Source organism: Streptomyces sp. NPDC041068 (assembly GCF_040647455.1).
Taxonomy (GTDB): Bacteria; Actinomycetota; Actinomycetes; order Streptomycetales; family Streptomycetaceae; genus Streptomyces.
Map to the genome: position 1 here is coordinate 568,111 of NZ_JBEZCG010000003.1, position 19,507 is coordinate 587,617.

20 protein-coding genes are annotated in these 19,507 nt (G+C 71.1%); 9 read left to right on the forward strand and 11 right to left on the reverse strand.

All coding sequences use genetic code 11. The annotated features are described in order from the left end of the window. Positions 1-28: 28 nt before the first annotated feature. Entirely contained in the window at positions 29-1,507 is a 1,479-nt protein-coding gene (locus tag AB0B50_RS09645; protein WP_362328090.1) for a M1 family metallopeptidase, read from the reverse strand. Between the two features lie 230 nt (positions 1,508-1,737). Here AB0B50_RS09645 and AB0B50_RS09650 point away from each other — a divergent pair, with 230 nt between their 5' ends. After that, positions 1,738-1,884 (forward strand): SCO1431 family membrane protein, encoded by a 147-nt coding sequence (locus tag AB0B50_RS09650; protein ID WP_362328092.1) that lies wholly within the window; start codon positions 1,738-1,740, stop codon positions 1,882-1,884. Here the strand turns inward: AB0B50_RS09650 and AB0B50_RS09655 are convergent. The 3 genes from AB0B50_RS09655 to AB0B50_RS09665 all read right to left on the reverse strand — a co-directional run bounded on the left by AB0B50_RS09655 (position 1,862) and on the right by AB0B50_RS09665 (position 4,354). Then, complete coding sequence (locus tag AB0B50_RS09655; protein ID WP_362328093.1) at positions 1,862-2,797, reverse strand: hypothetical protein; 936 nt, start codon at positions 2,795-2,797, stop codon at positions 1,862-1,864. The two genes, AB0B50_RS09650 and AB0B50_RS09655, sit on opposite strands and share 23 nt — an antisense overlap. Positions 2,798-2,825: 28 nt before the next feature. Beyond that, positions 2,826-3,731 (reverse strand): DUF6114 domain-containing protein, encoded by a 906-nt coding sequence (locus AB0B50_RS09660; protein WP_362328256.1) that lies wholly within the window; start codon positions 3,729-3,731, stop codon positions 2,826-2,828. A gap of 65 nt (positions 3,732-3,796) precedes the next feature. Further along, a complete protein-coding gene (locus AB0B50_RS09665; protein WP_362328095.1) occupies positions 3,797-4,354 on the reverse strand; it encodes a DUF6230 family protein in 558 nt (185 codons plus the stop codon). 200 nt (positions 4,355-4,554) lie between these two features. On the opposite strand from AB0B50_RS09665, the gene AB0B50_RS09670 reads away from it, so the two are divergent. Beyond that, on the forward strand, positions 4,555-5,178 hold the full coding sequence (locus tag AB0B50_RS09670; protein WP_362328097.1) for a TetR/AcrR family transcriptional regulator: 624 nt from the start codon (positions 4,555-4,557) through the stop codon (positions 5,176-5,178). A gap of 54 nt (positions 5,179-5,232) precedes the next feature. Here AB0B50_RS09670 and AB0B50_RS09675 read toward each other — a convergent pair whose 3' ends face one another. Continuing rightward, positions 5,233-6,477 carry a glycoside hydrolase family 18 protein gene (locus AB0B50_RS09675; protein ID WP_362328099.1) on the reverse strand — a complete coding sequence of 415 codons (1,245 nt, stop codon included), beginning with the start codon at positions 6,475-6,477 and terminating at the stop codon, positions 5,233-5,235. A gap of 408 nt (positions 6,478-6,885) precedes the next feature. On the opposite strand from AB0B50_RS09675, the gene AB0B50_RS09680 reads away from it, so the two are divergent. After that, positions 6,886-8,052, forward strand: a complete 1,167-nt coding sequence (locus AB0B50_RS09680) for an acyl-CoA dehydrogenase family protein (protein WP_362328101.1) — start codon at positions 6,886-6,888, stop codon at positions 8,050-8,052. Here AB0B50_RS09680 and AB0B50_RS09685 read toward each other — a convergent pair. Continuing rightward, complete coding sequence (locus AB0B50_RS09685; RefSeq protein ID WP_362328103.1) at positions 8,015-8,215, reverse strand: hypothetical protein; 201 nt, start codon at positions 8,213-8,215, stop codon at positions 8,015-8,017. The two genes, AB0B50_RS09680 and AB0B50_RS09685, sit on opposite strands and share 38 nt — an antisense overlap. Positions 8,216-8,756: 541 nt before the next feature. Between AB0B50_RS09685 and AB0B50_RS09690 the strand changes: the two genes are divergently transcribed. Both AB0B50_RS09690 and AB0B50_RS09695 read left to right on the forward strand, forming a co-directional pair. Beyond that, positions 8,757-9,824, forward strand: a complete 1,068-nt coding sequence (locus AB0B50_RS09690; protein WP_362328258.1) for a hypothetical protein — start codon at positions 8,757-8,759, stop codon at positions 9,822-9,824. Between the two features lie 29 nt (positions 9,825-9,853). Beyond that, positions 9,854-10,954 carry a phosphotransferase family protein gene (locus AB0B50_RS09695; RefSeq protein WP_362328105.1) on the forward strand — a complete coding sequence of 367 codons (1,101 nt, stop codon included), beginning with the start codon at positions 9,854-9,856 and terminating at the stop codon, positions 10,952-10,954. Position 10,955: 1 nt separating this feature from the next. Here AB0B50_RS09695 and AB0B50_RS09700 read toward each other — a convergent pair whose 3' ends face one another. After that, on the reverse strand, positions 10,956-11,384 hold the full coding sequence (locus tag AB0B50_RS09700) for a hypothetical protein (protein ID WP_362328107.1): 429 nt from the start codon (positions 11,382-11,384) through the stop codon (positions 10,956-10,958). Positions 11,385-11,730: 346 nt separating this feature from the next. Here AB0B50_RS09700 and AB0B50_RS09705 point away from each other — a divergent pair, with 346 nt between their 5' ends. From AB0B50_RS09705 to fxsA, 4 genes are all read left to right on the forward strand, one after another. After that, positions 11,731-12,171 (forward strand): Lrp/AsnC family transcriptional regulator, encoded by a 441-nt coding sequence (locus AB0B50_RS09705; RefSeq protein WP_030789227.1) that lies wholly within the window; start codon positions 11,731-11,733, stop codon positions 12,169-12,171. A 42-nt stretch (positions 12,172-12,213) separates the two neighbouring features. Next, entirely contained in the window at positions 12,214-13,863 is a 1,650-nt protein-coding gene (locus AB0B50_RS09710) for an amidohydrolase (RefSeq protein WP_362328109.1), read from the forward strand. A 516-nt stretch (positions 13,864-14,379) separates the two neighbouring features. Next, complete coding sequence (locus AB0B50_RS09715; RefSeq protein ID WP_362328111.1) at positions 14,380-15,171, forward strand: polyprenol monophosphomannose synthase; 792 nt, start codon at positions 14,380-14,382, stop codon at positions 15,169-15,171. A 73-nt stretch (positions 15,172-15,244) separates the two neighbouring features. Next, a complete protein-coding gene (gene fxsA / locus AB0B50_RS09720) occupies positions 15,245-15,823 on the forward strand; it encodes an FxsA family membrane protein (protein ID WP_362328113.1) in 579 nt (192 codons plus the stop codon). A gap of 158 nt (positions 15,824-15,981) precedes the next feature. Here the strand turns inward: fxsA and AB0B50_RS09725 are convergent, their stop codons facing one another. The 4 genes from AB0B50_RS09725 to AB0B50_RS09740 form a co-directional block, all read right to left on the reverse strand. Beyond that, positions 15,982-16,356: an RNA polymerase-binding protein RbpA gene (locus tag AB0B50_RS09725; RefSeq protein WP_030360404.1), complete on the reverse strand. Its 375-nt coding sequence runs from the start codon at positions 16,354-16,356 to the stop codon at positions 15,982-15,984. Positions 16,357-16,612: 256 nt separating this feature from the next. Further along, positions 16,613-17,968: an MFS transporter gene (locus AB0B50_RS09730; RefSeq protein ID WP_362328115.1), complete on the reverse strand. Its 1,356-nt coding sequence runs from the start codon at positions 17,966-17,968 to the stop codon at positions 16,613-16,615. A gap of 45 nt (positions 17,969-18,013) precedes the next feature. Next, positions 18,014-18,781, reverse strand: coding sequence for a glycerophosphodiester phosphodiesterase (locus AB0B50_RS09735; protein WP_362328117.1), 768 nt, complete (start codon positions 18,779-18,781; stop codon positions 18,014-18,016). After that, complete coding sequence (locus AB0B50_RS09740) at positions 18,778-19,488, reverse strand: hypothetical protein (RefSeq protein WP_362328119.1); 711 nt, start codon at positions 19,486-19,488, stop codon at positions 18,778-18,780. Before AB0B50_RS09740 ends, AB0B50_RS09735 begins: the two co-directional genes overlap by 4 nt. Between the last annotated feature and the right edge of the window lie 19 nt (positions 19,489-19,507).

The window sequence follows — 19,507 nt, forward strand, 5'->3', positions numbered from 1 at the left end:
GCCGGGTTCGGGCCCGGAGCGGAACGCCTCAGCTCGCCGGGTCCACCACCCAGTCCGGGTGGCCCGGCATCGGCGGTGTCTTCGGGCCGTACAGCCAGGGGCGCAGGAAGTCCGACAGGTCCTTGCCCGCTGCCTTCGAGGCCAGGTCGATGAACTGCTGGGTGCTCGCCGTCCTGTCCTTGAAACCGCTCACCCAGGCTCGTTCGATCTTCTGGAACGTCGCGTCGCCCACCTCCTCGCGCAGCGCGTACAGGACCAGGGCCGAGCCGTCGTACCGCATGCGCTTGAAGAGGTTCGGCTCGGTCGGCTCGGCGGGGGCGCCGAAGTCGCGGCGCCAGATGTCGTGGTTCTGGTAAGCGGTCTTCATCGCGGCCTCGAAGCTGTCCCCGCCGTGCTGCTCGGAATACTCCCTCTCGTAGAAACGGGCATGCCCCTCGCTCAGCCACAGGTCGGACCAGCTCTTGAGCGCCACGCTGTCGCCGAACCACTGGTGGGTGAGCTCGTGCACCATGTTCCGCTCGGCGTCGACCTTCGTGCCGAGCAGATCGGCCTTCGGGACGAGCGAGAGCGTCTGCGTCTCCAGGGCCACGCCGAGGTCCGTGTCACCGACGAGCAGCCCGTAGCGGTTGAAGGGGTAGGGGCCGAGCTTCTCCTCCAGCCACTTCAGATGGTCCGGCGTGAGCTTGCGGTACTCGGCGGTCGGCTCGACCAGCGCGTCCGGGACGACGTCACGCAGCGGCAGCCCGCCCGGCCCCTCGCTGTCGACCAGCCGGAACTTGCCGACCGCCAGCTGCACCAGCTGCGTGGACAGCGGCTGCTCGGAGTCGTACGTCCACTGCACCCGCCCGTCGGGCCGTGCGACGCGCGAGACCAGCTTGCCGTTGGCCACGGCCGTGCGGTCGCCCGGCGTGGTGATCCGGAAGGTGATCGGCGCGCGCTGGCTCGGGTGGTCGTTGGCCGGGAAGATCAGCCGGGCGCCGTTCGGCTGGGGGTAGACCACCGTGCCGTCGGGCGTGGGTATCCAGCCGTAGTCCTCGATCGCGTCGTCACGGTGCCTGGTCTGGGTCGGATCCGCGGTGTACGTCACCTTGACCGTGAAGGAACTGCCCTTGGCTATCGGGGATTTGGGCGTGACCGTCAGCTCGTCGCCCGCACGCGACGTGCCCGCCGCCGTGCCGTTCACGGTGACGTCGTGCAGGGTGTTGCCGCCGAAGTCCAGATTGAAGCGGGACAGCGCCTGCGTGGACCGCGCCCTGATCGTCGTCGTCGCCTCGAAGGGCGTCTTCGGCGCCTGCCAGTCGAAGTCCAGGTAATACCGGTCCACCCGGTACCCGCCGTTGCCGTCCAGCGGAAACATCGGGTCGCCGAGGCCGGGAGCGCCCGGCGACGGCTTCTCGACGGCCGCAGGGGCGGCCTGCGAGACCGGTGCGGTGAGGGCGGCCGCCGCGGTGATCGCGGCCGCGAGGGCGAGCCGCGCTCTGCGGCGGGGCGTCCGGTCGGTGCTCATCGGAAACCTTTCGGTCGGATGCTGCGCGGACGTGCGTGGCGTCTCGTCCGGGGCGACGCGCGTCCTGGACGTTCCTCGTCTTAGACGCACGGCAATCCGCCGTAGTTGTGGCCGACCAACGGATGGCCGAGGGGTGACCAAGGTCTCTCCCACAAGGGCGCGTCCGGCTGGCAAGGTGGAGTGGTCCCAGTGGGGGGAAGCCACTGCCAGACGAACGTCAGCGAGAAGACATGACCGCGACCTCTGCCACCGCCGTCCGCACCCGGGCCCGCACCGGCGGCCCCAAGGAAGACGGCCCCAAGCTCCTGGAGCACCTCGCGGGCTGGACCCTCGTCGTCGTCCTCGCGATGCTCGTCACGCAGACCGGCCTGTTGTGACACCGCTCTCATCGCCGCGGCCGTCACCCCGGCCGTCACCCCTGCTGTCGTCGAGCTCCGCACGCCAGTGCCGGTGCGGGACGCCCACCAGGCCGTAGAGCCACCGCACCGGCGAGCGCCCGTGCAGCAGCACGACCCCCGCCACCACTGCGAAGACCGGCAGGCCGAGCCACCCGCCGACCAGCCGCACCAGCGCGCTCGCGAAGAGCGCGCCCACGAACGGCAGGCCGTAGACACCGGCCGCCGCGATGGCGATGCCGAGGAGCCGCGGCACCTTGCGGTCCTCGTCGGCGCCCGGCAGCGACCAGCCCTCCATGAGCCAGCCGATCTCGGTCACCAGCATGGTGCCGATCACCGCGGCCCCGAAGAGCAGCAGCGCCAGGAACGTCCCCGACGTCAGGAAGTCGAGTACGTGATTGACGACGCTGTCCCGCGACCAGCCGGCGAAGTCCTTCGCCCCCGGTGACAGGAAGCGCTCGTACCCGCTGCCGTCCCACCCGTGGATCAGCGTCCCGAACAGCAGGAAGTACCCGCCCACGCACTGGAGATACGCCCAGTAGCCGGCCCCCACCAGCACCAGCGCCTGCGCCACCAGGAACCCGAGGATCGCGGCCGCCGGGATCCCGCCCGCGTAGAACAGGACGAACCCCGCCCACACCCCCTCGTGCCCCTCGGCCACGTGCATGGTCGCCCAGGCGGGGTTCTGCCACAGCAGGAAGAGCCCGGTCGGCACCATCAGGACGGCGGCGAAGAGTGCCGTGAGCGCCAGATAGGGGTTGGCGGCCCGGCTGCGCGTGCGCGGCCCCTCGCCCGCGTTGATCCGCTCCCACACCTGCAGCTGCCGCCCCGCCGACACGGCGAAAGTCGCGCCGATCGCGTACGCCCAGAAAAGGGCGGCCTGGATCTGGATCATGCGCCTGCACCCATCGTCAGGAAGCACATCAGGAGGCCTTCAGGGTCAGCCCGCCCGCCTCGATCAAGTCCGAGGTGACCAGGGCCTGTTCGGCGCTCACGTCCGTCATGAAGACGAACGGCGGCACGACGGGCGGCACCGGCAGCCTGTCGGGCGTGAAGGTCAGACAGAGGATGCCCTCCAGGCACCCCTTGAACTTGGTCAGATACAGGGTGACTTCGCCGCTCAGGTCCAACGTGTCGGCGCCGAGGGCGAGTTCGGGCCCGTTGCCGTCGCGCGTCTTCAGCCGGTAGTCCGTGAGCGAGGCGGCCTTCATCCGCAGGACCATGACCTTCAGCGGCCCGTCCGCGGTCGGGATCTCGGTCACGCCCGCCAGCGTGAAGCCCTGCGGCGCGAAGAGCGTGGTCGTGACGGTCGGCGGCACCCGCGGCGCCGCGACCGCCGCCGCGGGCGCGGCCTTGGCGGGCCCGCCGTTCAGCACGATCCCCGCGACGATCGCCACGGGCAGCAGCACGGCGAGCGTCCGCGTGCCCTGCCCGTCACGCACCTTCGGCCGTGCCGGATCCTCCTCGGCGTCCTCCGGCACCGGGGTCCAGCCGAACCCCATGGCGCTGCCCGCGATGCCGAGGAGCATGCCGACCAGGAACCCGCCGAGGTTCGTCGCGGCGAACGAAAGCACCGACAGGATGAGGGCGTTGACGCTCACATAGTGGTGTGTGTGCGGCAGCAGCCACAGGAAGAGCCCCGCCACGACCAGTGCGATCCCGATGCCGAGCGCGGCGATCCCGCCGAGCCCCAGGCTGACGAGCACGGTCAGCGGCGAGAGCGGCACCAGGAGCAGCTCGGCGCCGCCGAGGATCAGCAGGAGCCCGCCCCAGAACGGCCGGGTGCGCCGCCATCTGCGCACCACCCGGCGCTGCTCGGGCCAGGGCAGACGCCGGTCGAGCCAGCCGCCGCCGTCCTTGCGGAAAGGGTTGACGCCGCCTCTGCCGCCGCCGGTCAGAAGCACTTCTTGCCGCCGACGCTGACATCGACCTTCATGCCCTTGAGCCGGAAGTTGCCGCCGGTCGCCGACCAGGCGTGCGACTTCACGCCGGAGACCGTGATGTCCCCGGCCTGCAACCCGAACTTGCCCTTCTCGCCCTGGACTCCGGGCACCTCGTCGAGCGTCGAGGCGTCCCGGCCGATCTGCGCGGTGCCGAAGCGGGCGTCGCCGACCAGGTCCTCGCCGTCGATGATGAGGTTGCTCGCGGTGACGTCGCCCGCGGCGCCGCCCGCGGTCAGTTTGAACACGACGGTGCCCACCGGGGTCTTGACCTCGGCGGCCTGGCAGATGTCGGAGAGGGTCGCGTCACCGATCCCGAGGAGCGCCACGGGGTGCCCCTTGCCGTCGATGTCCCGGTCCGTCTGGACGTAACTGGACAGGCCCTGACTGGTCAGCTTCCCGGACGACACCTGGAAGCTGGTGCCCGAGACGGCGAAGGACGCGGCGAGCGCGCCCTCGGCCATCACGGAGGCCATGACGCCGACGGCCAGGACGGCCGGCAGGGCCACCACGGCCGTCTTCTTCCAGGAGGTTCTGCCTTCGCGTAAGGCACTGCGTGCTGCGCTCACTGTCTTCCTCCCGTACGTCGTGTCCGCGTCCTCAAGCGTGCGTAAGGGGAGTGCGTGAAGCGCCGTCGGGAGCCGAACCGGCAGGTGGCACCGTTCTGCCATACTGCGGACAATCCCGAGGCAGTTGGAGACTAGGGCCGAAATTGAATAATAGTCAACAGCGCGGCACCGACCGCTCCGCGGCGCGCCGCGGTGAACTCATCGCCATCGGCCGGAAGTTGTTCGCCGACACGTCCTACGACGCCCTGTCGATGGACGACATCGCCAAGCAGGCGGGCGTCGCCAAAGGGCTGATTTACTACTACTTCAAGTCCAAACGCGGCTATTACCTCGCGATCATCGAGGACTCGGTCGCCGAGCTCGTCGCGCGCGCCGGACGCCACGACGATCTCCCTCCCGTGGAGCGGGTGCAGCGCACCATCGACGGCTATCTGCGCTACGCCGAGCATCATCAGGCCGCGTACCGCACGATCATCAGCGGCGGCGTCGGCTTCGACGCCGAGGTGCACGCCATACGCGACGGCGTGCGCGAGGCGATGATCGGGGCGATCGCCGAAGGGGCGTACGGTCGCAGGGACATCCCGCTGCTCGCGCGGACCGCGCTGCTCGGGTGGCTGTGCAGCGTCGAGGGGATCGCGCTCGACTGGATCGGCCACAAGGGCCTGGTGCGCGACAAGGTCTGCACCCTGCTGGTGCGCACCCTCGGGGACACGCTGCGCGCCATCGAGGACTTCGAGCCCTCGTATCCCGCGCCCGCGCGTCCATGACGAGGGGCGGGGACCGCCGACCGGCCCCCGCCCCAAGTCCGCAACGTCACAAGGTCAGTTGATGGCCTTGATCAGCTCGCCGTTGGACGTGTCCCCGCTGAGCTCCCAGAAGAACGTGCCGCCGAGGCCCTGCTGGTTCTTGTACGTCATCTTCCCCGCGATGGTCGCCGGGGTGTCATAGCTCCACCAGTTGTTCCCGCAGTGCGCGTACGCGGTCCCGCCGACCGTGCCGTTGGCCGGGCACTTGGTCTTCAATTCCTTGTAGTCGTCGATGCCCTGCTCGTACTTGCCCGCGGCGGGTCCGGTCGCGGTGCCGCCGGGCTCCTTCTGCGTGACGCCCGTCCAGCCGCGGCCGTAGAAGCCGATGCCGAGGAGCAGCTTGTCGGAGGGGACGCCGAGCCCCTTCAGCTTCTTGATGGTGGCGTCGGAGTTGTACGCCTCCTTGGGAATGCCGGTGTAGGAGGTCAGCGGCGAGTGCGGAGCCGTCGGACCCTTGGCGTCCCAGGCACCGAAGAAGTCGTACGTCATCGGGTTGTACCAGTCGACGTACTGGGCGGCGCCCGCGTAGTCGGCGGCGTCGATCTTGCCGCCGTCCGAGGCGTCCGCCGGGATCGCCGCGGTCACCAGGTTATTGGCCCCGAACTTCGAACGGACCGCGCCCATCAGCTTCTTGTAGGCGTCGCGGCCGCTGGTGTCGCACGTCAGACCGCAGGCGTTGGGGTACTCCCAGTCGATGTCGATGCCGTCGAAGACATCGGCCCACTTGGAGTTCTCCACCAGGTCGTAGCAGGACTGGGCGAAGGCCTCGGGGTTCTTCGCGGCCTCGGTGAACCCGCCCGACCAGGTCCAACCGCCGAAGGACCAGAGGACCTTGAGGTCGGGGTGCTTCTTCTTCAGCTTGCGCAGCTGGTTGAAGTTGCCGCGCAGGGGCTGGTCCCAGGTGTCGGCGACGCCATCCACGGACTGGTCGGCGGTGTAGGCCTTGTCGGTCGCCGCGTAGGCGTCGCCCATCGCGCACTTGCCGCCCTGGACGTTGCCGAAGGCGTAGTTGATGTGCGTGAGCTTGTCGGCCGAGCCGGACGTCTCGATGTTCTTGACGTGGTAGTTCCGGTCGTAGACGCCCCATTCGGTGAAGTAGCCGACGACCTTGGAACCGGCGGCGGCCTTCGTCGCGGAGCCGCTGTCCTGCTCGGCGGCTGCGGTGCCCGCGCCGGCCAGCAGGCCGGCGCCGAGGACGGCGCAACACGCGGTGGCGACGAGCGCCCGGAAACGGGCGCGGGGGGTGTGCGGTCTGAGCATCGTGTCTCCTCGTGGGGGGGAAACAGGGGAGGGGGGAAGTGGTGCTGTGGACCTGCATCTGTGGTGCTACGGATCTGCATCTGTGGTGCTGCGGACCTGCATCTGTGACATGCACGTGCGACTTGGCATGAACGCGTTAAGACGTTCGGGGGAACAGTAGGAGGACTAGACCAGTGCGGTCAATGGTTCGTACCAATCCCGCCCTCATCAACGATCTTCGGCTATCTTTCGAGTAAGCGGTCGTTAACTAGTGACTGGTTGCCGTCGATCGGGCATACTCAACGCGCCAGAGCCGCTGGTCAGCAGCTTCCGTGACCCGGAAGGAGACCCTGGCTCGGCATCGTTTCCCGGCGGCGCCGCCCCACCCAGTGCGGGAGTCCGTCGCAGCCCGACAGGGAGGAGGGCGTCATGCCCGACCACACCCCGGTGGACCGTCAGCTGCCCACGGAAGAGGCCAGGGATCTGCTCTCGCTCGTCCGGGACATCGTCCGGAACGAAGTCGCCCCGAAGGCGGCGGAGGAGGAGGACGCCGGGCGCTTCCCGCGCGAGGTCTTCGCCCTGCTCTCCGAGTCCGGTCTGCTCGGGCTGCCGTACGACTCCGAGTTCGGCGGCGGCGACCAGCCGTACGAGGTCTACCTCCAGGTCCTGGAGGAGCTGGCCGCCGCGCGCCTGACCGTCGGCCTGGGCGTCAGCGTCCACTCCCTGTCCTGTCACGCCCTCGCCGGCTACGGCACCAAGGAGCAGCAGGCCGAGCACCTGCCCGCCATGCTCGGCGGCGGACTCCTCGGCGCGTACTGCCTCTCCGAGCCCGCGTCGGGATCCGATGCCGCGTCGCTGCGCACGAAGGCCGTCAGGGACGGCGACGACTGGGTCGTCACCGGCACCAAGGCCTGGATCACGCACGGCGGCGTCGCCGACTTCTACACGGTCCTCGCGCGCACCGGCGGCGAGGGCGCCCGTGGTGTCACGGCCTTCCTGGTGCCGGGCGATGCCGAGGGGCTGAGCGCCGCGGTGCCCGAGAAGAAGATGGGCATGAAGGGCTCGCCCACCGCCCAGGTCCACTTCGACGGCGTACGCGTGGCCGATTCCCGACGTATCGGCGACGAGGGCCAGGGCTTCGCCATCGCGCTCTCCGCACTCGACTCGGGGCGGCTCGGCATCGCGGCCTGCGCCATCGGCGTGGCCCAGGCGGCGCTGGACGAGGCCGTCGCGTACGCCACCGAGCGGCAGCAGTTCGGCAGGCCCATCGCGGACTTCCAGGGCCTGCGCTTCATGCTCGCGGACATGGCGACGCAGATCGAGGCGGGCCGGGCGCTCTATCTCGCCGCGGCCAGGCTGCGCGACGCGGGGCGGCCGTTCTCCAAGCAGGCGGCCATGGCCAAGCTGATGTGCACGGACGCCGCGATGAAGGTGACGACGGACGCCGTGCAGGTCCTCGGCGGGTACGGCTACACCGCGGACTTCCCCGTGGAGCGCTTCATGCGCGAGGCCAAGGTGCTGCAGATCGTCGAGGGCACCAATCAGATCCAGCGCATGGTCATCGCGCGTCACCTCGCGGGTCCCGACTCGCGCTGAACTGGCCGCGGTGCACCGGCGGCGCCACGAGCCGGGCCCACTCCGGGTCGTGGCGCCCTGGCAGCGTGCGGCCGCGGTCGGCCCAGTGGTGGATCAGGGCGCGGTAGATCGGCGGGTCCTGGAGAAGTGGCTGCGGGTGCGGCTGATGTGACGGTTGAAGCATCTGCGGGTGCATGTGTTGGTGCGGCTGCTGGTGGGGCTGGGGTGTGCGGGGCGGCTGAAGCGCCTGGCGCGTCTGAGGGTGTGCCTGCTGCAGCGTCGGCTGGTGTGACGCCGGGTGCGGTGGTGGCTGCAGGGGCTGCGGAGGCCTCTGGGGAACCGATTCTGCGGAGGCGGGCACCGTGACAAGGGTGCGCCGCCGACGTCCGGTGGGGAGGTGTGTCGGGCCCATGTCCAGGCCCATGTCCGTGGGGGTCATGCAAGGCCAACGCCTGGCGCCGCGTCGAAGTCACGTCCCATGAATTCGAGCGTCAGTTCACGGCATGCCCGTGCGGCGGCGTGGAGGTGCGCCCGGAGTCCGGGGCGAGGGCCGGGCCTGACACGTGTATGGCTCCGTCCCGTGAACTGACGTACCGTCATCTCCGCGCCGGAGGGCCCCATGCCTCCCGCCACCCTGAACTGCCGTGCATCCAGGGAGGTTTGCCGTGACAGACGACCGTCCTGTCCCGCTCGACGAGTACCCCGTGCACCAGGTCCCGCTGTCGATGAGGCACGTCGCCACGGGCGATCGCAACGCCTACGACCGGTGCATCTTCCACCTCTTCGACCACCGGGGCCGCGCCCTGCTCATCCTCGGCCTCGGCGTCTATCCGAACACCGGAGTCATCGACGCGTACGCCACTTTGCGCATCGGGGACACGCTCCATGCCGTACGCGCCAGTGACGCTCTCGGCGAGGACCGGATGAAGCTCGCCGTCGGGCCGCTGCGCATCACCGTCCACGAACCGCTGCGCCGCATCCGCCTGGAATGCGCCGCCGACCCGGACGACCCCGCGTCCCTGTCGTACGACCTCACCTGGACCGCCGACTTCCCCGCGTTGTGGGAGCCGCACCACATCCAGCGCCGCGGCGACCGGCTCAGCCTCGAAGGGCGGCGCTTCGTGCAGGCGGGCCGCCCCGGCGGCGTGATCCGCGTCGGCGGCGAGGAGATCCCCGTGGCACCGGGGGAGTGGACCGGAACGCGCGACCGCAGCTGGGGCGTGCGGCCCATACCCGGAGAGGAACGCGGGCGCCTGGAGGAGGAGTTCGCCACCGAGGGCTTCCACTGGATCTGGTGTCCGGTGCGCTTCGACGACCGTTTCCTCATGGTCGTCGTCCAGGAGGACGCGGACGGCTACCGCACCCTCAACGACGCCACCCTCGTCCGCCCGGACGCGCGCGACCGCCAACTCGGCTGGCCGCAGGCCGACATCACCTACCGATCCGGCACCCGTCACCCCGAGCGCGCCGTGCTCCACCTCACCGACCCCGAAGGGCGCAAGCCCCTGGAGCTCGGCGTCGAGGTCCTCGCCTCGCTGCCGCTGGCCGTGGGTGCCGGCTACCCGCCCGCCGACGACTGGCAGCACGGCACCTGGCGCGGCCGCGACTGGACCGACCGCCGCACCTACGACCTGTCGGACCCCGCGGCCCACCCCCTCGCGGCGTACGGCGTCGTCGACCACGCCTCGCGCTTCACCCTGAACGGGCGGACCGGGTACGGGATCTTCGAGCACGGCAGCTTCGGCCGCCACGACCCGAGCGGGTTCACCGGATTCGACTCCAAGGCGCCCTGAACGCACGGGCAGGAGGAAGGAGCACGGACATGGCAACGGCACCCCGCCCCCGCACCACCACGCGCGAACCGGAAGAGCTCGCCCGCCGTCTCACCGCCTGGCTCGACACCCGGCTGCCCGGCGCCAAGGCGGTCGACGTGACCGTCCCGGAGTCGAACGGCATGTCCAGCGAGACCCTGCTCTTCGCCGTCGAACACCCCCGACCGCCGCTCAGGAACTGCGCGTTGCGCGTGGCGGCGGACCCGGCGGCGTACACGATCTTCCCCGTCTACGACATGCCGCGGCAGTACCGCACGATGCGGCTCGTCGGCGAACACACCGACCTGCCGGTGCCGCGCGTGCTGTGGCTGGAGGAGGACCCGGGCCCGCTCGGGGCGCCGTTCTTCGTCATGGAGCGCGTCGAGGGCCGCGTCCCGCCGGACGTCATGCCCTATACGTACGAGGGGAATTGGCTGCACGCGGCGACCGACGCAGAACGCGCGCGCCTGGAGGCGGCCTCGGTCCGGACCCTCGCCCACCTGCACGACCACGTGCCGCCAGGCGCCGCGGAGTTCCTGGCCCTGCCCGGCGAGGGCGGCCCGCTGCGCCGCCACGTCGCCTCCCAACGCGCGTACTACGACTGGGTGGTGAACGGACTGCCCCGCTCACCCCTGATCGAGAGCGCCTTCGACCGTCTCGAGGAGCTGTGGCCGCACGCCGAGGGCGAGCCCGTCCTCAACTGGGGCGACGCGCGCATCGGGAACATCGTGTACGACGGCTTCGAGCCCGCGGCCGTGCTCGACTGGGAGATGGCGGCGCTCGCCCCGCGCGAGGTCGACCTCGGCTGGATGGTCTATCTGCACCGCTTCTTCCAGGACTTGACGGTGAGCTTCGGCCAGCCGGGCCTGCCGGAGTTCTTCCGCCGCGACCGCGTCGAGGAGGCCTACGCGCGCCTCACCGGCCACACGCCGCGGGACATGGACTTCTACACGCTGTACGCGGCGCTGCGACACGGGATCGTCATGCTGCGCGTCGCCTACCGCCAGGTCCACTTCGGCGAGGCCGCCGCGCCCGCGACCGCCGAGGACGCGGACAGGCTGATCCTGCACCACGGCAGCCTGGCGGCCATGGTGCAGGGCAGCTACTGGTGAATCAGGCGGCGGGCCGATGCTGCTGCGGCACGCGGATGGGGCGCGAGCCCGGACCGCCCACGTGCGAGAAGGGCTGCGTCCGCCAGTCGAGTCCCTGAGGGAGCGTCAACAGCAGGGCGGTGTCCTGCTCCTGAGCCTCCTTCGACTCGTCGGCGGGCGCGGCGTCGGCGGCGGCGCGGCCGGTGCCGGCGCAGACCGTGAGACCGAACGGGTTCCACGGAGTGGGGCACAGTGCGTGCTCGGGCAGGACGTCCTCGTCCGCGAGGAGCGCGATGGGCTGCCCGCAGTCGGGGCAGGTCACCCGGTACATCTCAAAGGTGTCGTAGGCGTCGAGAAGGTCGTCGGCCGGTTCGACGCCCTCCGGCTCGGGCTCGGCGACCGGCTGCTGCTTGGCGCGGGCAGACCGGCCGGGGCGCTTCAAGTTCTGCATGGGAATCTCCCCCTCGGGTGGGCCGACAAGGCGCTGCGGCCTCGACCACAGCAAGCACTTCCCGCCACGTCGTGGAGGTAATCGCGGCTTCCCGCAGGACACGGTCATAAGCGTGTGTCGTTCGTCACATGCCGCATGGACTTGCCTGGTCGGGCGAGGGTGGAACCGCCTGGTCAGCGGCTCCCCGCGACCGTCGCGCGGGGCTCGGCGCGCGCCCCTGCGGTGCTCTGCGCCCCCTCGTGGTGCGCCGGAGCACGGTGCCGAGAACCGGCCGGAGGTCACCGGTGCGCGGGACCTTCGGGCGCTCAGGTATCCGACGGGATCAAGAGCCCTGTAGGTTCGGCGTATGGAGGAGCTGGACCGACAGATCGTGCAGCTGCTCGTCAAGGACGGGCGGATGAGCTACACAGACCTGGGCAAGGCCACGGGCCTGTCCACGTCGGCCGTGCACCAGCGGGTGCGCCGGCTCGAACAACGGGGCGTCATCCGCGGCTATGCCGCGGTCGTCGACCCCGAGGCCGTCGGGCTGCCGCTCACGGCGTTCATCTCGGTGAAACCGTTCGACCCCAGCGCCCCCGACGACATCGCCGAACGCCTCGCGGGCGTCCCGGAGATCGAGGCGTGCCACAGCGTCGCGGGCGACGAGAACTACATCCTCAAGGTGCGCGTCGCCACCCCGCTGGAGCTGGAGCACCTCCTCAGCCGCCTGCGCGCCCTCGCCGGCGTCTCCACGCGCACGACGGTCGTGCTCTCCACTCCGTACGAGGCGCGCCCGCCCCAGGTGTGACCCCCGCGTCGGCCGCCCGCCGACAGGGGCGAGACTGGTCCCATGAGTCAGAGCACCGCCCCCGGGGACGACCCCCAGGATCCCCAGAACCACCGCACCGTGCTGCTGCGCGGCGGCGACGTCCACAGCCCCGCCGATCCGTTCGCGACCGCGATGGTCGTCGAGCGCGGGCATGTCGCCTGGGTCGGCTCCGAGGGTGCCGCCGACGCCTTCGCCGAAGGCGTGGACGAGGTCGTCGACCTCGAAGGGGCCCTGGTCACCCCGGCGTTCACCGACGCCCACGTGCACACCACGGCCACCGGCCTCGCCCTGACGGGACTCGACCTGACGCGGGCCCGTTCGCTGGACGACGCACTCGTTCTCGTACGCGAACACGCCGCCGCACGGCCGCACGACACCGTCCTGCTCGGGCACGGCTGGGACGCCGCCCGCTGGCCCGGCGGCCGCCCGCCCACGCGCGCGGAGCTCGACGAGGCGACGGGCGGCAGGCCGCTCTACCTCTCCCGCATCGACGTCCACTCGGCGGTCGTCACCACCGCGCTGCTCGACCTGGTCCCCGGTATCGCCGAGCGCACCGGCTTCCACCCGGACGCCCCGCTGACCGCCGACGCCCACCACGGGGTGCGCGCCGCCGCCCTCGCAGCGATCACCCCGCAGCAGCGCACGGAGGCCCAGCGCGCCGCCCTCGGCCGCGCCGCCTCGCTCGGCATCGGCTCCGTGCACGAGTGCGCGGGCCCCGAGATCTCCGACGAGGACGACTTCACCGGGCTCCTGCGGCTCGCCGCCGAGGAGCCGGGGCCGCGCGTCGTCGGCTACTGGGCCGAACAGGACGTCGCGCGCGCCAAGGAGCTCGGCGCGGTCGGCGCCGCGGGGGACCTCTTCGTCGACGGCGCCCTCGGCTCGCACACCGCCTGCCTGCACGAGCCGTACGTCGACGTCGCCCCCGCCCACACCGGCAGGGCCTACCTGGACACCGCCGCCGTCGCCGCCCACGTCGTGGCGTGCGCCGAGGCAGGACTCCAGGCGGGCTTCCACGCCATCGGGGACGCCGCGGTGACCTCCGTGGTCGACGGCATGCGCGTGGCCGCCGAGCAGGTCGGCCTGGACCGCGTCCGCGCCGCGCGGCACCGCGTCGAGCACGCCGAGATGCTCACCCCCGAGACGATCGCCGCCTTCGCGGAGTTCGGCCTCACCGCGTCCGTGCAGCCTGCCTTCGACGCCCTGTGGGGCGGCGAGGACGGCATGTACGTCCAGCGCCTGGGCGCCGAGCGGGCCCGCACCCTCAATCCGTACGCGGCGCTCCTGCGCGCCGGTGTCCCCCTCGCGTTCGGCTCCGACAGCCCCGTCACCCCTCTCGACCCCTGGGGCACGGTCCGCGCGGCCGCCTTCCACCGCACTCCCGAGCACCGCGTCTCCGTGCGGGCCGCGTTCACCGCCCACACGCGCGGCGGCTGGCGGGCCGTCGGCCGCGACGACGCCGGCGTCCTGGTGCCGGGCGCCCCCGCGGACTACGCCGTGTGGCGCACCTCCGATCTGGTGGTGCAGGCCCCGGACGACCGCGTCGCCCGCTGGTCGACCGACCCGCGCTCGGGCACCCCCGGCCTGCCCGACCTGTCGCCGGGCACCGAACTCCCCGTCTGCCTGAGCACCGTGGTGGCCGGGCGGCCGGTCTTCGTGCGGCCGGACGAGTGATGTCCCGGCGGTGCGCGGCGCCGATCGCGGTCCGCCGCCCCGTCGCACGACCTGGGAATCCTCGGCACTGACCTGGCGGTCTCCGTGATCGGCGCAGTTCAGACGGCTATTGACAGAGAGCCGCCGTGGGCCGGTAGGTTCGGCCGGGTCCACCACAGGACGTCCGACCGGCGAACCTCCACGCAGTCGTCGAACGCCGCTGGGTCATGGGTGGTGTGCCGCACCGGCGCACCACCACTGGGAGCCAGGTCCAGCGCCCGCGACGCGGAGGCGAGGGAACGTATCAGCCGGTCGGCAGGTGTGACCCGGGTGGGGCCCGGACGCTCAGTAGACAACGGCTCTCGGTCGACCCGCAGCCAGCGGGTCCCAGGTCGGCCCGAAGGGCGCCGGGCCCCGATCCGCAGTACCTCCCGCGCGCGCGTGCGGGGTACTCCCCGCCCCTATCTCCGTGCCGCCGCTGCGTCGCAGGCCGCGGCCACTATGGTGGTCCTCTGCGTTACGAACGAAGGGGCATTAGTGAACGACGGCGGTCGGGTCTCCGATACGGGGGACCAGGGGAGGCAGTTCGGCTCGCTGGGCACGGCCTTGGTGATCATTCCGACCTACAACGAGGCGGAGAACATCCAGTCCATCGTCGGCCGGGTGCGGGCTTCCGTGCCGGACGCGCACGTCCTGGTCGCCGACGACAACAGCCCCGACGGCACCGGCAAGATCGCCGATGAGCTCGCGGCCGAGGACGAGCAGGTCCACGTGCTCCACCGCAAGGGCAAGGAGGGCCTGGGCGCCGCCTACCTCGCGGGCTTCCGCTGGGGGCTCGACAACGACTACGGCGTGCTCATCGAGATGGACGCCGACGGCTCCCACCAGCCCGAGGAACTGCCGCGGCTGCTGACCGCGCTCAAGGGCGCCGACCTCGTGCTCGGCTCGCGCTGGGTGCCGGGCGGACGGGTCGTGAACTGGCCCAAGCACCGCGAATTCATCTCCCGCGGCGGCAGCACCTACTCGCGCCTCCTGCTCGACGTGCCCATCCGCGACGTGACGGGCGGATACCGCGCCTTCCGTCGCGAGACCCTCGAAGGCCTCGGGCTAGGCGAGGTCGAGTCGCAGGGGTACTGCTTCCAGGTCGACCTGGCGCGGCGCGCGGTCAAGGCGGGCTACCACGTCGTCGAGGTGCCCATCACCTTCGTCGAGCGGGAGCTCGGGGACAGCAAGATGAGCCAGAACATCGTGGTCGAGGCGCTGTGGCGGGTCACCGCCTGGGGTGTGGGGGAGCGCGTCGGCAAGGTCATCGGGCGCAAGCAGCCCTGACCTCAGCCGGGGGCCGATCTTCTTGATCATCCCCCTTGTCCCGGACTGAGGCGGGCCCAGGCACACTGGGAGCATGACGACTGGCGCACCGCCTCCCATCCGACCTGCCCGGCCCAAGCGCTCCGGGCCCCTGAGGTTCCTGCCGCTCGGCATCGCCGCGTGGCTGGTCCTGGAAATCTGGCTGCTCACCGTCGTGGCGGGTGCCACGAGCGGATTCGTGGTCTTCCTGCTCCTGGTGGGCGGCCTCGTGCTCGGCTCCGCGGTGATCAAGCGTGCGGGACGCAAGGCCTTCCGCAAGCTCAGTGAGGCGGTGCAACAGCAGCAGAGCGGCGTCACGCCCGCTCCGGAGACCGCGGGCGGGGGCGGCGCCCTGACGATGCTGGGCGGCCTGCTGATCATCCTGCCGGGGCTCGTCTCGGACGCCCTGGGCCTGATCCTGCTGATCCCGCCGGTCCAGAAGGCCCTTGGGCGGTATGCGGAGCGGACGTTCGAGCGCAAGGTCCGCGAGGCGACGCCCGGCAGTCTCGGGGACGCCTACCAGCAGGCGCGGATGCACCGTCCCGACGGCAAGGTCGTCCAGGGCGAGGTCATCAGGGACGACGAACCGCCGACGCGCGGCCAGCGCCCCGACGACCCGCAGCTGCCGCGCTGACCCTCCCGGCGCGTTCCCCTCGGGGGGCGCGCCGGAGAACGTATACGGGGCGCGCCGGAGAACGCACAAGGGCCCCGGGAACGCACAAGGGCCGGGGCCACTGCTGAGCAGTGGCCCCGGCCCTTTTTGTGCTGTGCGGTGTGCCGCCCTGTTCGCCGTCAGGCGGACTTGCGGCTGTCTCGCGGATGCACCGCGATGTTCATCGCGCCGGACCGGAGGACCGCAAGGCGCTCCTCCAGGACCTCTTCGAGTTCCTCTCGAGTACGGCGCTCCATGAGCATGTCCCAGTGCGTACGCGCCGGCTTGCCCTTCTTCTCCTCAGGTCCGTCCCCGTCTACCAGGAGTGCCTGGGCCCCGCAGACCTTGCACTCCCACTCCGGCGGGATCTCCGCCTCGACCGAGAACGGCATCTCGAAACGATGTCCGTTCTGGCATGCGTACTCCACGGCCTGGCGCGGGGCCAGGTCGATGCCGCGGTCGGTCTCGTAGCTTGTCACCACGAGGCGCGTGCCGCGAAGAGCTCGCTCACTCATGAATCGTGCCTCCCGGGCTTGTCGCCCACAGGACAGGTGTCGCTGTCGTCGTCATCCGGTCAACGTCCGGTCGGCGGTAAAGATTCCCGTTCAGGGTCATGCGTCGCCGTCGTATGCCGCCCCTTGTTGTACCCACCAGCGCCCGGTTTGTCACATCTGGCAGCAGATGTCACCCAGCGTTTCTGAATCTTCAGCTCGCAGTAACGGTCCGCCTGGCAGGCCAAACGCGTACACTACCGGCCTTTGCCTTCAGTTGCTAAATCCGATCGGGTACGGGATTGCCCGCGTCGCGCACCGCGCGCCGTACCGGCACCCGTGCAAGCAGGGCGAATCCCAGCAAAAAGAACACCACGAGCGAGACGATCGCGTCCCGGTAGCTGCCCGTCAGCTGATAGGTGAGGCCGAAGATCAACGGTCCGAGCCAGGCCATGCCGCGGTCGCTGATCTCGTACGCCGAGAAGTACTCGGCCTCCTTGCCGCGCGGCACCAGGTGGGAGAAGAGCGAGCGGGACAGCGCCTGTGTGCCGCCGAGGACCAGACCGATCCCGGCGGCCAGGACGAAGAACCAGGCGGGCGCGCCCGCGGGCAGGAAGAACCCGGCCCCGATCGTCGCCGTCCAGGCCACCAGCGAGCCGAGGACGGTGCGCTTGGCGCCGTAGGTGCGGGCGAGCCGGCCCATGCCGAGCGCCCCGACGACCGCGAGCACCTGCACCAGAAGCACCGCGACGATCAGCGTGGACTGGTTGAGCCCGAGCTCCTCCGAGCCGTAGACGGACGCCTGCGAGATCACGGTCTGGACCCCGTCGTTGTAGACGAGGTAGGCGAGCAGGAAGGCCAGCGTGTGGGGGTGGCGGCGCATGTCCCGCACCGTCTCCCTCAGCTGCTGCCAGCCGCCCCGCGACGGCGCGCCGGGCTCCGGTGGCGGCGTCCCGCGGTCCCGCAGCCGCTTCAGCGGTACGACGGTGAAGGCGCCCCACCACACACCCGCCGATGCCAGACAGATGCGGACCGCGGTCGCCTCGGAGACGCCGAAGCTGTCGTGGGCGAGGAAGAGGACCAGGTTCGCCACCAGGACCAGGGCGCCCGACGCGTAGCCGAAGGCCCAGCCGCGCGAGGAGACCGCGTCGCGCTCCTCGGGGGGCGCGATCTGCGGCAGATAGGAGTTGTAGAGCACCATCGAGACGGCGAGCGAGGCGTTGGCGACGATCAGCAGGAAGCCGCCGAGGAGATAGCGGTCGCCGTCCAGGAAGAACATGCCCGCCGTCGCCGCCGCCCCCAGATAGGCAGCCGTGGCGAGCAGTGGCTTCTTGCGGCCCGTGCGGTCGGCGGCCGCACCGGCGATCGGCATCACGAAGACCGAGACGATCACGGACGCGGAGACCGCGTACGCGAAGAAGGAGCCCGCGCGGATCGGGATGCCCAGCGGGTGCACGTACCCCTCGGGGTCCGCGGCCGCCTTGGCGATCTCCGTGAGGTAGGGGCCGAGGAACACGGTCAGGACGCTCGTCGAATAGACCGAGCACGCCCAGTCGTAGAAGTACCAGCCCCGCTGTTCGCGCCGTCGCTCGGCGACCTCGTCAAACGCCGCTGTCCGCACGGTGTCGGTGCCCACCCGTGACCTCGCTGTTCCCCGTGGTGCGACGCCGCCCTCGGGCGGTCAGACCCAGGTCCCCCGGTCCTTGAGTACCTCGCGCAGCGTCTCGATGTGATCGGAAACTATGCCATCCACGCCGAGGTCCAGGAGGGCCGTCATCCGGTCCGAGTCATTGACGGTCCACACGTGGACCTGAAGCCCGCGCGCGTGGGCCGCGCGCACGAAGCGGTGGTCCACCACGCGGATCCCGCCGTGCGTCTCGGGCACCTGGGCGCAGACCGCGGAGCGGCGCAGGACGGCGGGTACTCCGTACGACAGCAGACGCAGCGCCGCCACGCCCCGTGTGCCCAGGGAGGTGGCCAGGCGCGGGCCCGCGAGGCGCTGGGCCCTGGCCACGCGTGCCTCGGAGAACGAGCCGACGCAGACGCGGTCCCAGGAGTCGGTGCGGCGCAGCAGGTCGAGCAGGGGGCGGAGTGCGGGCTCGGCCTTCACGTCCACGTTCCAGCGCACCTCGGGGAAGGCTTCGAGGAGCTCTTCGAAGAGGGGGACCGGCTCGCTGCCGGCCACGCGCGCGTGGCGCACTTCGCTCCACGGCAGGTCGATGATGCGCCCGGCCGCGTCCGTCACGCGGTCCAGCGTGGCGTCGTGGAAGGCGACGAGGCGGCCGTCGGCCGTGGCGTGCACATCGGTCTCGATGTAGCGGTAGCCCAGGTCGACGGCGCGCCGGAAGGCCGCGGCGGTGTTCTCCAGGCCGTCCGCCGCCCCGCCCCGGTGGGCGAGGGCGAGCGGGCCCGGGTGATCGAGATAGGGGTGGCGTACGCGCGTGGTCACCGCTGCAGTATCGCCTGCTCCGATGGACCGCCGGAGGCCACGACGCCGCCCGTGGCCGTCGAGGGGATGGCGAAGCGGCGCAGGAAGAACTGGGCGAGCGGGCCGATGGACAGCGCGTAGAGGACGGTGCCGACTCCCACGGTGCCGCCGAGGGCGAAGCCGGTGGCGACCACCGCCACCTCGATGAGCGTCCGCATCAGACGGATGGAGCGTCCGGTCCTCTGGTGCAGGCCCGTCATCAGGCCGTCCCGGGGGCCCGGGCCGAAGGCGGCCGCGATGTAGAGGCCGGTCGCCGCGCCGTTCAGGACGATCCCGGACACCAGCAGAGGGATGCGGACGGCCAGGCCGTCCGCGTCGGGGAGCAGCGCGAGCGTGGCGTCCATCGCCAGGCCGACGACGAAGACGTTGGAGACCGTGCCGAGGCCGGGACGCTGCTTGAGCGGGATCCACAGCAGCAGGACCGCGGCGCCCACCACGATGGACACGACGCCGATCGACAGGCCGGTGAGCTCCGCGAGCCCCTGGTGCAGCACGTTCCAGGGCTCCAGGCCGAGGCCCGACACCACGAGGAGCGCGGAGCTCGCGCCGTACAGGGTGAGGCCGACGTACAGCTGCGTGAGTCTCCGTGGCAGCTGCCGCTTCGTCGCCCCGGGTGTCGTGCCGGACAAGAGGTGCCCCCTGCTGGTGGTGGTAGTGGCCTGACGCATGACACTCTGTGGCTTGTAC

Coding starts and splice junctions, on each gene's coding strand:
- AB0B50_RS09685 (WP_362328103.1), bottom strand. CDS start 8,215: ATGCTTCAACCGTCACATCAGCCGCACCCGCAGCCACTTCTCCAGGAC.
- fxsA (WP_362328113.1), top strand. CDS start 15,245: ATGACGACTGGCGCACCGCCTCCCATCCGACCTGCCCGGCCCAAGCGC.
- AB0B50_RS09695 (WP_362328105.1), top strand. CDS start 9,854: ATGGCAACGGCACCCCGCCCCCGCACCACCACGCGCGAACCGGAAGAG.
- AB0B50_RS09705 (WP_030789227.1), top strand. CDS start 11,731: ATGGAGGAGCTGGACCGACAGATCGTGCAGCTGCTCGTCAAGGACGGG.
- AB0B50_RS09655 (WP_362328093.1), bottom strand. CDS start 2,797: ATGATCCAGATCCAGGCCGCCCTTTTCTGGGCGTACGCGATCGGCGCG.
- AB0B50_RS09690 (WP_362328258.1), top strand. CDS start 8,757: ATGAGGCACGTCGCCACGGGCGATCGCAACGCCTACGACCGGTGCATC.
- AB0B50_RS09645 (WP_362328090.1), bottom strand. CDS start 1,507: ATGAGCACCGACCGGACGCCCCGCCGCAGAGCGCGGCTCGCCCTCGCG.
- AB0B50_RS09650 (WP_362328092.1), top strand. CDS start 1,738: ATGACCGCGACCTCTGCCACCGCCGTCCGCACCCGGGCCCGCACCGGC.
- AB0B50_RS09710 (WP_362328109.1), top strand. CDS start 12,214: ATGAGTCAGAGCACCGCCCCCGGGGACGACCCCCAGGATCCCCAGAAC.
- AB0B50_RS09675 (WP_362328099.1), bottom strand. CDS start 6,477: ATGCTCAGACCGCACACCCCCCGCGCCCGTTTCCGGGCGCTCGTCGCC.
- AB0B50_RS09740 (WP_362328119.1), bottom strand. CDS start 19,488: ATGCGTCAGGCCACTACCACCACCAGCAGGGGGCACCTCTTGTCCGGC.
- AB0B50_RS09725 (WP_030360404.1), bottom strand. CDS start 16,356: ATGAGTGAGCGAGCTCTTCGCGGCACGCGCCTCGTGGTGACAAGCTAC.
- AB0B50_RS09680 (WP_362328101.1), top strand. CDS start 6,886: ATGCCCGACCACACCCCGGTGGACCGTCAGCTGCCCACGGAAGAGGCC.
- AB0B50_RS09700 (WP_362328107.1), bottom strand. CDS start 11,384: ATGCAGAACTTGAAGCGCCCCGGCCGGTCTGCCCGCGCCAAGCAGCAG.